A 12909-nucleotide genomic window follows, 5' to 3' on the forward strand; every position below is an offset into this window, starting at 1 on the left:
CTCAGCCCACCGCCCGGCGTGCCGCCGCCACGATTCCGGCCGGCTGGGGGAGCGCCGCCTCCTCCAGCCGACGGGCGTAGGGGATGGGAACCTCCGCGCTGCAGACCCGTTCCACGGGCGCGTCCAGGTCGAAGAACGCCTGCTCGCAGATGCGCGACTCGATCTCGGCGGCCAGACTGCCGCTGCGCCAGCCCTCGTCGACCACGACGGCCCGGTGGGTCCGCCGGACCGAGCCGACGATCGTGGCGTCGTCCAGGGGCCGCAGCGACCGCAGGTCGACGACTTCCGCGCTGATCCCCGCACCCGCCAGTTCCTCCGCGGCTTCGAGGGCCTTGGGCACACAGCCGCCGTACGCGACGACGGTGACGTCGTCGCCCTCGCGGCGGAGGACCGCACGGTCCAGGTCGACCTCGTGGACCGCCGGATCGAGCGTGCCGGCCGCGTTGTAGAGGCTGCCGTGTTCGAAGAGCAGCACCGGGTCCGGGTCGGCCAGCGCGGCGGACAGCAGATGGCGGGCGTCGTCGATCGTGGCCGGCGCCAGGACACGGAGGCCGGGGATGTGGGCGTACCAACCCTCGAGGCTGTGGGAGTGCTGCGCGGCAAGCTGCCGTCCCGCGCCCGTCGTCATGCGGATCACCAGCGGCACACCGAGCTGTCCGCCCGACATGTGCCTCAGGGTGGCGGCGTTGTTGAGGATCTGGTCGAGTGCCAGCAGGCTGAAGTTGACCGTCATGATCTCCACCACCGGCCTCATCCCGGCCAGTGCGGCGCCGATCCCGGCTCCGACGAACGCGGACTCCGAGAGGGGGGTGTCGCGGACGCGGTCGGGGCCGAACTCCTCCAGGAGGCCGAGGCTCACGCCGAAGCAGCCGCCGTAGCGGCCCACGTCCTCGCCCATCAGGAAGACACGGTCGTCCGACGCCAGCGCCTCGCGCAGGCCCTCCCGAAGGGCCTCCCTGAAGGTGGTGGTGCCGTCGTCGGGATGCGCCCGCGGTCGCGTACGCGTGCTCATGACGGAACCTCCTCGCGTTGGCCCGTGACATGGAGCAGCAGGTCTTCGGCCGGCTCCTCGGGAGCCTGTTCGGCCTCGCGGACAGCTCGGTCGATCGCCACCGTGACCTCGTGGTCCAGGGCCTCTTGGGCGTCCGTGTCGAGGAAACCGGCCTTACGCATGCCCTCGGCGAGGCCCGTGACGGGATCGTGCCGCTTCCACTCCTCGACCTCGCCCTTCGGCCGGTACCGGTCCGGGTCGTACATCGAGTGCGCGCGGAACCGGTACGTCCGCATCTCCAGGAAGTGCGGTCCGCTGCCGGCCCGAATCGACTCGACCGCTCCGCGCGCCGCCTTCTCGACGGCATGCACGTCCATGCCGTCGACGGCCCAGGCCGCCATGCCGTACGACGCAGCCCGCATCGCCAGGTCCGTCTGGGCGTGTTCGCGGGTGAGGGCCGTCCCCATCGCGTACAGGTTGTTCTCGCAGACGAAGAGCACGGGCAGCCCCCAGAGCGCGGCCAGGTTGGCGGTCTCGTGGAACTCGCCCTCGGCGAAGGCCCCGTCACCGAAGAAGCAGCAGGTCACTCCGGACTCGCCGCGCATCCGGTCGGCGAGGGCCAGGCCGGCCGCGAGCGGCAGGCCGCCGCCCACGATGGCGTTGCCGCCGTAGAAGCGGCGGTCGGCGTCGAAGAGGTGCATGGAGCCGCCGCGGCCGTGGCTGCATCCGGTGGCCTTCCCGTACATCTCCGCCATCACGGCCTCGGGCGGCACCCCGCGGGCCAGCGCGTGGCCGTGTTCGCGGTACGTGGAGACGACCGCGTCGGCCTCGCCGAGCGCCTGGTGGACGCCGACCGCCACCGCCTCCTCGCCGATGCAGAGGTGGACGAAGCCCCGGATCGCGGCCGCACTGTACAGCTCGACACACCGCTCCTCGAAGCGTCGGATGAGCAGCATCCGCCTCAGCAGGTCCAGGTCGTGGGTCGCCGCGGGAGTCGCGGCGGGCGGCGCAGGGCCCCGTGCGCGACGCGGAGGCTTCGTCCGCGGTGTCCTGGCGGACGTGCCGCCCTGTGTGGTGGCCATCACGGCTCCTTCCCGGAGAGCCCGGTCGTCCCGGCGGGCTCGGGTGCCTCCAGCGTCGACACATCGCCCTCGGGCAGGCCCAGTTCGCGGGCCCGCAGCAGGCGGCGCATCACCTTTCCGCTGCGGGTGTGAGGCAGATCCTCGACGAACTCGATCTCCCGTGGGGCGACAGCCGGCCCGAGGCGCCGACGAGCGAACGCCAGGACGTCCCGCCGTAGTCCGGTGTCGGGCGGATACTCGGGGCGCGGCAGCACGAACGCCTTGACGATCGCGCCCGCCAACGGGTCAGGGCGTCCGATGACACCGGCCTCGGCGACGGCCGGATGCTCCATGAGGGCGCTTTCCACCTCGAACGGCCCGATGAGGTGCCCCGCGGACTTGATGACGTCGTCGGCCCGGCCCACGAACCAGTACCAGCCGTCGGCGTCGCGGCTGACCAGGTCGCCGGTCAGGTACCACCCGTCCGCGAAGCACGCCTCGTAGCGGCTCGGTTCGTGGAGGTAGCCGCGGAACATCGACGGCCAGCCCGCCCGCAGGGCGAGCTCGCCCTGCGCGCCCGGCTCCTGGAGGATCCGGACGCGCCCGCCGACGACCGCGGCCCGGCCGTCCTCGCCGCACTCCAGGACGGCGGCCTCGACACCGGGAAGCGGTCGGCCCATCGAACCCGCCCGCACCGGATCGGCCGCGAAATTGGCGATCATGATGGCACCGGTCTCGGTCTGCCACCAGGTGTCGTGGACCGGAAGCCCGAGTGCCTCCCGGCCCCAGTGCACGGCCTCGGGATTGAGCGGCTCGCCGACGCTCGCGACGAACCGGAGCGACGAGAGGTCGTGGCCCGCGGCGGGTGTCGGGTCGCCGCTGCGCGGTGCTGCCCGCATGAGCATGCGGAGCGCGGTGGGGGCCGTGTACCAGACGGTGACGTGCTGGTCGGCGAGGATCCCGTACCAGCGGGCGGGGGAGAAGTCTCCTTCGTCGACGACGGTCGTCACCCCGTGGGTGAGCGGGGCGATGATGCCGTACGACATTCCGGTGACCCAGCCGGGGTCGGCGGTGCACCAGAAGACGTCACCCTCGTGCAGGTCCAGGGCGTAGGCGGCGGTCACGTGATGGGCCAGGACCGCCTCGTGCACGTGTATCGCGCCCTTGGGGGTGCCCGTCGTGCCGCTGGTGAAGTGCAGCAGCGCCGGCTCCGCAGGGTCGGTCGGTCCCACCGTGTACTCGTCCGGCGCGGCGTCCGTGAGCGCGGGGTGGGAAAGGGTGCCCGGGGGCGGGTCGTCCCCGGGGTCGAGGAGAAGGACGTGCCGCAGGTGCGGAAGCCGGGACCGTACCGGCGCGACCTTGCGCTCGTACAGCTCCCGGGTCGTGACCAGCGCCCGGGCGTTGCCCAGCTTCATGCGCAGCGCGACCGGTTCGGGACCGAAGGCGGTGAACAGGGGGCACAGGACTCGCCCGGCGCGCAGCGTTCCGAGGACGGTGCCGTACAGCTCGAACCGGCGGCCGAGCAGGGTGAACACCCGCTCGCCGCGTTCCAGGCCGAGCGTCTCCAGCACGTGCGCGAAGCGGGAGCTCTCGGCTGCGAGCCGGGCGAAGGTCACCGTCGCCACGGCGCCGTCGCGACCGACGCAGCGCAGCGCGACGCGATCGCCGTGCCCCTCACGCAGGTGCCGGTCGACCGCCTCGTACCCGATGTTGATGCCGCCGTCCGGCAGCCCGGCGAGCCGGGACCGCTCGCGTCGCCAGGAGAACGTGGCCCGGGCGCTGTCGTAGTCGGGCATGACCGGCGCCACCCACAGGGCGTTCATCGCGGGGGCTCCACGTCGAGCGCGAGGTTGTCGTAGGCGTACTCGATCGATTCGTGCAGGGCGACCACTCCGTCGACCGAGCGGCAGAGCCTCACGATCACGCGGACGTCGGCGCGTTCGTCGACCCGACCCGTCAGGCTCACGACTCCGTCGTCGACCGTCACACGGATCGTGTCGGGAGCGAGGCGCAGGGTGTCGGCCAGGACGTCGTGCTCGATCTCGTCACGGATCGCGGTGTCACTGCGCAGGAAGGGCCGCAGCAGGTCGCTGCGACTGATGATCCCGATGAGCCGACCGGTCTCGTCCACGACGGGAAGCCGTTTCACTCCCTTGCGATGCATCGTCCGGGCCGTCTCGACGAGGTTCCAGCCCGGCTGCGCCGTGATGGCCGGTGAGGTCATCAGCTGGGCTGCCGTCTCCGCGTCGGGCAGCCCTCGCTCCTGGGACAGGAGTCGGACGCCCGCCGAACGGCCCTCCAGGTCGGGGAGCTCGGCGGTGGCCCGCAGCAGGTCGGCCTCCGAGACCAGGCCGAGCAAGCGCCGGTCGGGGTCGACGACCGGGACCGCGGAGACGTCGTGTTCGGCGAAGAGCCGGGCGATCTGCTTGAACGGGGTCTGGGGGGCGGCGGTGACCACGTTGTGGGTCATCACCTCGAAAACCGTGCGGTGCTGCATGACGGTCCTCCTTCACGGGACGAGGCGGCCCCGGTAGATCTCACCCTGCTGCGCGGAGTAGCCCACGGGCAGTGCCGAATGGTCCCCTTCCGGGACGGTCGGCCCCATGACGAGCGGCCGATCGGGACGCAGGGTGGAAGGCGTGAGCACCGGTCCCGGGAGGGCCGTGGCCGGTCACTCCGACCAGGAGGCGAGGAGCATGACTGCGACCGAAACACGGCAGGGCCAGGAGACGCCCCGCGTAGGGTTGTGGGCCCACGTCGGCGACCGTCTGATCGTGGGCGGTTCCACCGTCGGGGACGAGGGACGTGACGGTGAGGTCGTCGGTCTGCACCACGCGGACGGCACTCCCCCCTTCGACGTCCGGTGGTCGGACACGGGCAGGGTCACCTTGGTCTTCCCGGGCCCGGACGCGCGAGTCCAGCACTTTCCGCCGCATGACACGAGGGCCGCTACGCGGTCGTGAAATCCTCCGCCGCGTCCACCACACCGGGCACCGCCCGGGTGAGCCGCAGGGCCAGCCCCGGGGACACGGATGGCGGCAGGCGTCCGGAGAGCGTCACCACTCCGTCCGTGACCCGTACGGCGAGTGCTGCGTCGCCTTCGGCGATCAGGTGCGTGAGGAGCTCGTGCCGCACGTCCTCGGCGATCTCGGCGTCGGAGCGCAGGTAAACCTTGAGCAGGTCGCCCCGGCTGACGACACCTACCGGGCGACCGTTCTCGTCCACCACGGGAAGCCTCTTGAGACGCCCACGCCCCATCAACCGCGCCGCCCCTGCGATCATGGCGCCGCGCGGCACGGTGATGGCCGGCGCCGACATCAGACTGCCCGCCGTCACCGGACCCGCGTTGTCGCCGTCGTCTCCCGGAACCTTGCCGAGTACGTCCGCCTCGGACACCACGCCGACCACCCGCCCCTCGGTCGACAGCACGGGAACCGCGCTCACCCCCCAGTGCCGCATGGACCGGACGATCTCCTTGACGGGTGCGTCGAGCCTGGCGGAGACCACCGCGTGGGTCATCACGTCGTCGACGGTACGTGGGTGCCTCATGACCGGCCTCCGGTACTTCCGCGCCCGAATCCTGTTCCTGCGAGGGTGCCGTCGCCGGACTGCGGACGACAAGGGCCGAAAGGGGCATGTCGGAACCCGGCCAGCCCTGGCCCGGCCCGTCGACCGGTGCTTTCCTGAAAGTGAGGAGGGGCCCGCCCCCAAGACGCGGGGAAGCGGCTTCGAGCCGTGCACCGCGCGATCAGGATCCGCGAGAAGCGGATGGGCCCCTCCCCTCGTCATGTCGCCTCTCTCCGAGGTCCTGGCGGGCCGCGAGCGGGACCGACCGGCCCTACCCGATTCCCCGAACCCGGTGCGAGCGTGGCAGCAGGCCGTCTCACGACCTGGAAAGGCGGTGGGCACGATGGAATCGCCCCTGGTGGTAGGAGTGGACGGGTCCGACGCCAGTCTCACGGCCCTGGACTGGGCAGTCGACGAAGCCGTACGGCACGGGTTTCCCCTCCGGATCGTCCATGCCTCGCTGTGGGAACGGTACGAAGGCGTCGTGCCGACCTGGGCCACGGAACGTCCGTCGGGCCAGGTTCTCGCCGAGAACATCGTCGGCATCGCGGCCGAACGTGCCCGACGCCGCGCACCCGGTCTCCCCCTCACCACGGCTGTCCTGGCCGAGGACGCGTCCACCGCGCTGCTCGGGGAAGGGCAGGCGGGAGCGTTCCTCGTCGTCGGATCCCGTGGGCGCGGCGAGTTCGCCGACCTTCTGCTCGGCTCCGTCGGCCTCGTCGTGGCCGCCCGGGCTTCCTGCCCGGTCGTCGTCGTGAGAGGAGACCGGCACGCCCTGGAAGCGCGCCATGGACGCGTGCTGCTCGGCGTCGGAGAGCACGACGTGGACTCGCCGGCCGTGCGTTTCGCCTTCCGTGAGGCAGCAGCCCGGGACGCGGAGCTGGACGTCGTCCGCACCTGGCGACGGCCGGTCCACGACCCCATCGACCACCCGCTCCTGAGCGGCAACCGCGCGATCCACCTTGCTGAAGGGTCCTCCGAACTGCTCGACAAGGCCCTGGAGGCCGCGGCGACCGAACATCCCCGGGTCCGCCTGCGCAGGGCCACGCTCGAGGGTTCCGCCCACAGGGTGCTGACCGAGCGCTCTGCCGCCGCCGACCTGCTGGTCGTCGGGGCACGGCGCCGGGACGGGCTCGTCGGTCTGGAACTCGGCAGGGTCGCCCACCGCGCCCTGCACCACGCCACGTGCCCCGTCGCCGTCGTACCCCAGCGGCGTCTCGAGAGCACGGAAGGAGAGCGGTGATGAACACAGCCGACCGGCACGCCACGAGCGACCTCGGCCGCCGCGTCGCGGCCAGGCGCGCACAACTCGGCCTGTCCCGAGAAGACGTGGCCGAACGGGCCGGCTCCACGCCCGGCTTCATCGCCTACGTGGAGGAGCGCGTGCCCGTTCCGGGAGTCGAGTTCCTGATCCGACTCGCGAACGCCCTGGAGACCACCGTCCAGGATCTCACCGGGTACACGACGGACCTCGCCCCTGGAGGAGCCCGCGCCGGGTACCGGCCACGGATGGAGGAGATCGACGAGGCGGAGTGCTGGGAGCTGCTCGACGGCCACGGCGTCGGCAGGATCGCCGTCGAAGGGCGGGACGGGCTCATGGTCATCCCCGTGAACTACCAGGTCGTCGACGGGCAGATCGTCTTCGTGACCGCCGCGGACTCGTCCCTCGCGCGCACCGCGGCGTCCGGTGTGGAGGTCGCCTTCGAGGAGGATCGCCTGGACGAGGCCTTCAGCCAGGGCTGGAGCGTCCTTCTCGTCGGTCCGGCACGCACGGTGTCGGACGAGACCTCGGCACGGAGGATCAAGGACGCCGTCCAGTCGGAGCCGTGGGCCGGGGACGGGCGGGACACCGTGGTGACGCTCTCGCCGCGCCGGGTGACCGGTCGCCGTATCCGTGTGCCGGGCGCGCCCGGAGGCCCGTAGGCATCGGACCCGGTGCACACTGCCGACATGGCTGAGGACGAGGCGCAGGTCAGCCCACCTGACTCGCTGCTGCGGTTGATCGACAATCTCGCGCGGTTCCATCGCGAGCATGAGGAGTACTACGCACAGGCGCCGTTGCGGCAGGCCGGCGACCTGCAGGCGCGCTCCCGTGCACTGAAGGCGCTGGCCGACCGGTGGAGCGTGATCGGCGTGGGTGAGCAGGCGTCGGAGATCGCGTTCGCCGGAACGGAGGACCTGAACGCCCCCGGGCTCGTCGCGGAGTCGGGGATCCTCTTCATGGAGGGGGAGGGCGAGCCGGCCGAACTGCAGAGGTTGAAGCGTGAGGTCGGGCTGCTCGCGGACGACCTCCAGCAGACGGGTGTCTGGCTGGCCGAGGCGATGGGGCAGGCGTGGGAGATGGCGGGGGGCTTGGCTGCCCATCCCGCCCTGGCCGACCTGCTCGGGGAGCGACATCGGATCATCGCCAACGACTGGCAGTCGGCGGGTCTGCAGGCACTGATCGCTCGGCTGCTGCGACGCGCCCTTGACCTGCTGGCCCGCGTCGACTTCGCTCCGGTGGCGCTTCGGGCCGACCTGCGGGGCGGTCGGACGGCCCCTGCCTACCTCTATTCGGCTTCGGAGCTGCTCGACCGGGCGGCGGATCTGATGGCGGAATCGGCGACCCTGGTGCACGACAACGAACGACGTTGGCGCGTCTTCCGCGCCAGGGTCCGCGAGTTGCGGTCCTCATAGGACGAGCCTCGGAGGGACGCGCCACGCGAGGTGGTCATCGGTGCAGGTCGTCAGTCGCCGTGGAGCATCGCGCGCATCTGGATGATCTCGGCGGTCTGCGTTGTGATGATCTGATCGGCGAGGACCTCGGCGGGGCCGTAGGCACCGTTCAGCTTCTCGGCCTTCGCCATGTCGATGGCGCCTTCGTGGTGTTCGATCATCATGATCAGGAACATGCTGTCGAAGGTGCGGTCGGAAGCGCGGTCGAGGTCCGCCATCCGCCGGTTGCTCATCATGCCGGGCACGGTGCTGTTGGTGTCGCCCGGGCCGGGGTCGTGCATGCCGTCCATGCCCTCGGGGACTTCCTCGCCCCATGCCCTGAGCCAGCCGGTCATGGTCCGGATCTCGTGTTCCTGAGCCCTCTCGATCTGCTCGGCGAGGGCCTTCACATCGCTGGAGGCGGCGTGGCTGCGGGCCATCCGGGACATCACGACGGCCTGGCGGTGGTGGGGGATCATCTGCTGGGCGAAGGCGATGTCCGCCGCGTTGCGGGCGCCGGACTCGGCGGTGACCGGTGCCTCCGCGGCGGTGACGGGCGAGGTACTGGCCGGGGCGCCGGTGTCGTTGCCGTCGCAGCCGGTCAGGACGAGACCGGCGGTGAGCGCGGCCGCGGCGGTGGCGACCGAGAGGCGGCGGGCGGTCGTGCGGGTGGTGCTCATGGTGTGCCTCCAGCGGTGCATCCGTACCGGTGTCCGTCGGCGATCACCACGGCGGATGGGCGCGGGCCCCGTCGGTTCCGCTTCATCGCGGGACTCCTTCTGCCCTCTCATCGTCTCCCCGGCCGACAGACGCGGAGGAGGGCCGGACGGTCCCGACCGGCGGACCCGGTCGGGCCCTGCCCGGCCCCGGTGGCAGACGGGGATGCCGCGCGGGAGGCTGGAGGAGCAGGCGCGCGAGGAGGCGAGTGTCATGTCTGTCGCGGACGTGGTCGTCGTCGTGGCCTCCGTCGGCCTGGTCACTGTGCTGGGCTGGTACTTCTTCGGGCCGCGCAAGGTCGGCACGGTCCGCGTGGAGGAGGGGGTGCAGCGGGTCGACGTGACCGTGCGGGGCGGCTACAGCCCCAACCTGATCAAGGTCCGCCAGGGCACACCGGTCGAGCTCGTCTTCGACCGGCAGGAGGCCGGCGAATGCACCTCCCGCGTCGTCTTCCCCGATCTCAGGGTCGGGGCCGGCCTGCCGGCTCACACCCGCACGACCGTCCGGCTGAGCCCTGACCGGCCCGGCACCTACGGGTTCGCCTGCGGCATGAACATGATCCACGGGACCCTCGTCGTCGAACCCGCCGACGGCGCAGGACCCGAAGAACCGGTCGAGGCACCGGGCGGAGAAGCAGCGACCCCGGCCGCGTCGAAGACCTCGGCCGAGGACGCGGAGGCAGCCGACATCGCCGAGCGCCAGGCCGAGATCAAGGACCTGACCCGCCGCGTCGTCGTGGGCGCGGTGCTCACCGCGCCGGTGCTGTTCGCCGTGATGGCGCACGAGTTGTTCGGCGCCGACTGGGTGCCCGGCTGGATGCTGAACCACTGGTTCCAGCTCGTACTGATCACGCCGGTGATGTCCTATACCGGCTGGCCCGTGCACTCCATCGGCTGGCTGGCTCTGCGACACCGGTCGGCGGACATGAACTCCCTGATCACGCTGGGCACCAGCGCCGCCTACGGCTTCAGTCTGCTCGTCACCGTGGCCCCTGGCCTGCTCCCCGAAGACGTGCGCGAGGTGTACTTCGAGGCGGTAGGCGTCATCCTCACGCTGATCCTGCTCGGGCGGCTCCTGGAGGCCCGGGCCAAGGCCGGCACGGGCGAGGCCATCCGCGCTCTGATCGGCCTGCAGGCCCGCACCGCACGCGTCCTCCGCGACGGAAGCGAGACCGAGGTGCCCGTCGACGAGGTGGTCGTCGGGGACGAGATCGTCATCCGCCCCGGGGAGAAGATCCCCGTGGACGCTGACGTCCTTTCGGGCTCGTCGGCCGTGGACGAGTCGATGGTGACGGGCGAGCCGATGCCGGTCACGAAGCGCGCGGGCGACGATGTCATCGGCGCCACCATCAACACCACCGGCTCCTTGCGGGTGCGCGCGGCCAAGATCGGCGCGGACACCGTGCTCGCCCAGATCATCCGGCTGGTGCAGCAGGCCCAGGCGTCCAAGGCGCCCATCCAGCGCCTCGCCGACGCGATCTCCGCCTACTTCGTCCCGGCGGTCATCGCGATCGCGATCGCGACCTTCGCCCTCTGGTACACGATCGGACCCGCCCCGGCCCTCACCCTCGCCCTGGTCTCCGCCGTCGCCGTCCTGATCATCGCCTGCCCCTGCGCCCTCGGCCTGGCCACCCCTCTCTCCGTGATGGTCGGCACCGGCAAAGGCGCGCAGGCAGGCATCCTCATCCGCTCCGCCGAAGCCCTGGAGACCGCCCACGAACTCGACACCGTCGTGCTCGACAAGACCGGCACGGTCACCACCGGCAAGCCCGTCCTCACCGACGTCCACCCCGCTGCAGGGGGCGACGAAGCCGGACTGCTGCGGCTGGTCGCCGCCGCCGAGGCCGACAGCGAGCATCCCCTTGCCCGGGCCATCGTCTCCGGCGCCCGCGACCGCGGCATCCAGCCTCCGGCCGCGACCGGCTTCGACTCCGTCACCGGCAAGGGCGTCCGCGCCGTGGCGGACGGCCACACCATCACGGTCGGCAACACCCGCTTCCTCCACGAGACCGGTGTGGACACTGCCGCTCTCGACGCCGTCGCCGCGAACCTCGCGGCCGAAGGCAAGACACCCGTCCTCGCCGCGCTCGACGGCCGTCCCGCCGGCGTGCTGGCCGTCGCCGACACCGTCAAGGACGACTCCGCCCAGGCGATCGCGGCTCTGCGGCACCTGGACACCGAGGTCGTCATGCTCACCGGCGACAGCGCCCGCACCGCCGGCGCCATCGCCGCACGCGTAGGCATTCCCCGGGTCCTGGCCGAGGTGCTGCCCGAGCACAAGACCGACGAGATACGTCGTCTCCAGTCCGAGGGCAGGACCGTCGCCATGGTCGGAGACGGCATCAACGACGCCCCCGCCCTCGCTCAGTCCGACGTCGGACTCGCCATCGGCACCGGTACCGACGTCGCCGTCGAATCCGCCGACATCACTCTCATCTCCGGCTCGCTCGCCGGAGTCGTCACCGCCATCCGCCTCTCCAAGGCGACCATGCGCAACATCAAGCAGAACCTGTTCTTCGCCCTCGTCTACAACGCCGTAGGCATCCCTCTCGCCGCCGGCGCCCTCTACCCCCTGTGGGGTGTCCGCCTCAGCCCGATCATCGCCGCGGCCGCCATGGCCCTGTCCTCCCTGTCTGTCGTCACCAACTCCTCCCGCCTGCGGCGCTGGCATCCCGCACCACTGCCCGAAGCGGGCGGCACTCCGACGCGGCCCGAAGTCGAGACCGCCACCGACACCACAGAGCCGAGGGACGGCCCGGACGGACACGAGACGGCCCTCGACCCCGTGTGCGGCATGGAAGTCGACCCCACGACCGCACCCGAACACCGGGACAGCGCTGCAGGACCACTGCACTTCTGCTCCGCCCGGTGCGCCGCTGCCTACGATGCCGCTCCCGATCGGTACGTGCCGTCCGCCGGCCGCCGACATCAGTAGTGCGCCGAGCGAGACGACGTCCATCCGGGCGAGGCCGATGTCAGAGTCGCCGCCGTCCGCTCACGTCAAAGGGACGACGGCGACCGGGGCGGGGCTGTGGTGGATGACCGCGTGGGCGACATGGCCGAGATGCGCGCCGAGGGGCACCTTCCGGTTCCGCCGTCCCACGATGACGAGGTGCGCGGTCCGTGACGCCTCGATCAGCTGGTACGCAGGCGAGCCCACCACCGCCGTGGCCGCCACGTCTACGCCCGCGTACCGCTTCCGCCACGGTTCCACCAGGTCCTCCAGACCCCCGAGGAGGTGGCCGCCCAGCTCCTCGCCGATCCCCGGGTCCATGACGGCTGCGTAGCCGTACGAGGCGGGAAGCGTCCAGCTGTGCAGGAAGCGCAGGGGCATGCCCCTGCGGGCCGCTTCATTGAACGAGAACGCGAGCAGGGCGTCGCACGGGTGGTAGACGTCGACGCCCACCACGATCCCGCCTCCGGGAGCGGCCGAGGTGCCCTCCGCGCGCACGAGGACGACCGGCCGACGCGCCGAGCCGACGACGGCGAGGGAGACCGAGCCGACGACGAAGCCCCGGACGCCACCGAGCCCGCGGGATCCGAGCACCGTCAGATCCGCCTCGTTCGCGGCGGCCGTCAGTTCCTCGGCCGCCCGGCCCCGCGCACGCTCCGTGACCACCTCGAGGCCGGGATGGTCCTTCCGCACGCGGTCCGCCTCGTCCCGCAGAAGACTCTCGGCCCGCTCGGTCAAGGTCCGTGCGTACGGCAGGGGCACCTCCGGGGTGTTCGGCCACTCCTCCACGTGCACCAGCCGAAGGGGCACCGCGCGCGACACCGCTGCCGTCGCCGCCCAGCCAACAGCGGCGAGGCTTTCGTCCGAACCGTCCAAGCCGACGGTGACCTGTGCCGTCATGGTGTGACTCCTCAGCCGTGTCCGCTC

Annotated in this window: 12 protein-coding genes; 5 read left to right on the top strand and 7 right to left on the bottom strand. The window is 71.7% G+C overall.

Features of this window, described 5'->3' with window-relative positions; genetic code table 11:
* Nucleotide 1: 1 nt before the first annotated feature.
* The 4 genes from ACIQFX_RS33520 to ACIQFX_RS33535 are packed head-to-tail and all read right to left on the bottom strand — an operon-like array spanning nt 2 to nt 4549.
* On the bottom strand, nt 2-1012 hold the full coding sequence (locus ACIQFX_RS33520; protein WP_402471054.1) for an alpha-ketoacid dehydrogenase subunit beta: 1011 nt from the start codon (nt 1010-1012) through the stop codon (nt 2-4).
* The gene (gene pdhA, locus ACIQFX_RS33525; protein ID WP_402471056.1) at nt 1009-2073 is read right to left on the bottom strand and encodes a pyruvate dehydrogenase (acetyl-transferring) E1 component subunit alpha; all 1065 of its coding nucleotides are present in this window, start codon (nt 2071-2073) and stop codon (nt 1009-1011) included. The genes ACIQFX_RS33520 and pdhA overlap by 4 nt, the downstream gene beginning before the upstream one ends.
* Nucleotides 2073-3875 (bottom strand): acetate--CoA ligase, encoded by a 1803-nt coding sequence (gene acsA / locus ACIQFX_RS33530; protein ID WP_402471059.1) that lies wholly within the window; start codon nt 3873-3875, stop codon nt 2073-2075. The genes pdhA and acsA overlap by 1 nt, the downstream gene beginning before the upstream one ends.
* On the bottom strand, nt 3872-4549 hold the full coding sequence (locus ACIQFX_RS33535) for a CBS domain-containing protein (protein WP_402471062.1): 678 nt from the start codon (nt 4547-4549) through the stop codon (nt 3872-3874). Before ACIQFX_RS33535 ends, acsA begins: the two co-directional genes overlap by 4 nt.
* A 199-nt stretch (nt 4550-4748) precedes the next feature.
* Between ACIQFX_RS33535 and ACIQFX_RS33540 the strand changes: the two genes are divergently transcribed.
* Nucleotides 4749-5015, top strand: a complete 267-nt coding sequence (locus ACIQFX_RS33540) for a DUF1918 domain-containing protein (RefSeq protein WP_402471065.1) — start codon at nt 4749-4751, stop codon at nt 5013-5015.
* On the opposite strand, the gene ACIQFX_RS33545 is transcribed toward ACIQFX_RS33540, so the two are convergent.
* Entirely contained in the window at nt 5002-5601 is a 600-nt protein-coding gene (locus ACIQFX_RS33545; protein ID WP_402471068.1) for a CBS domain-containing protein, read from the bottom strand. The genes ACIQFX_RS33540 and ACIQFX_RS33545 overlap by 14 nt on opposite strands.
* 361 nt (nt 5602-5962) lie before the next feature.
* On the opposite strand from ACIQFX_RS33545, the gene ACIQFX_RS33550 reads away from it, so the two are divergent.
* Genes ACIQFX_RS33550 through ACIQFX_RS33560 form a run of 3 tightly spaced genes read left to right on the top strand, consistent with a single transcriptional unit; the run spans nt 5963 to nt 8295 of the window.
* The gene (locus ACIQFX_RS33550; RefSeq protein WP_402471070.1) at nt 5963-6862 is read left to right on the top strand and encodes a universal stress protein; all 900 of its coding nucleotides are present in this window, start codon (nt 5963-5965) and stop codon (nt 6860-6862) included.
* Nucleotides 6862-7542, top strand: coding sequence for a helix-turn-helix domain-containing protein (locus tag ACIQFX_RS33555; RefSeq protein ID WP_402471074.1), 681 nt, complete (start codon nt 6862-6864; stop codon nt 7540-7542). Before ACIQFX_RS33550 ends, ACIQFX_RS33555 begins: the two co-directional genes overlap by 1 nt.
* A 27-nt stretch (nt 7543-7569) precedes the next feature.
* Nucleotides 7570-8295, top strand: a complete 726-nt coding sequence (locus ACIQFX_RS33560) for a hypothetical protein (RefSeq protein ID WP_402471077.1) — start codon at nt 7570-7572, stop codon at nt 8293-8295.
* A 50-nt stretch (nt 8296-8345) separates the two neighbouring features.
* Here the strand turns inward: ACIQFX_RS33560 and ACIQFX_RS33565 are convergent, their stop codons facing one another.
* On the bottom strand, nt 8346-8993 hold the full coding sequence (locus tag ACIQFX_RS33565) for a DUF305 domain-containing protein (RefSeq protein WP_402471080.1): 648 nt from the start codon (nt 8991-8993) through the stop codon (nt 8346-8348).
* A gap of 250 nt (nt 8994-9243) precedes the next feature.
* Here ACIQFX_RS33565 and ACIQFX_RS33570 point away from each other — a divergent pair, with 250 nt between their 5' ends.
* Nucleotides 9244-11964: a heavy metal translocating P-type ATPase gene (locus ACIQFX_RS33570; protein ID WP_402471083.1), complete on the top strand. Its 2721-nt coding sequence runs from the start codon at nt 9244-9246 to the stop codon at nt 11962-11964.
* A 60-nt stretch (nt 11965-12024) separates the two neighbouring features.
* Here the strand turns inward: ACIQFX_RS33570 and ACIQFX_RS33575 are convergent, their stop codons facing one another.
* Nucleotides 12025-12882, bottom strand: coding sequence for a universal stress protein (locus ACIQFX_RS33575; RefSeq protein WP_402471086.1), 858 nt, complete (start codon nt 12880-12882; stop codon nt 12025-12027).
* Nucleotides 12883-12909: the final 27 nt, after the last annotated feature.

The organism is Streptomyces sp. NPDC093089 (assembly GCF_044754405.1).
GTDB lineage: Bacteria > Actinomycetota > Actinomycetes > Streptomycetales > Streptomycetaceae > Streptomyces.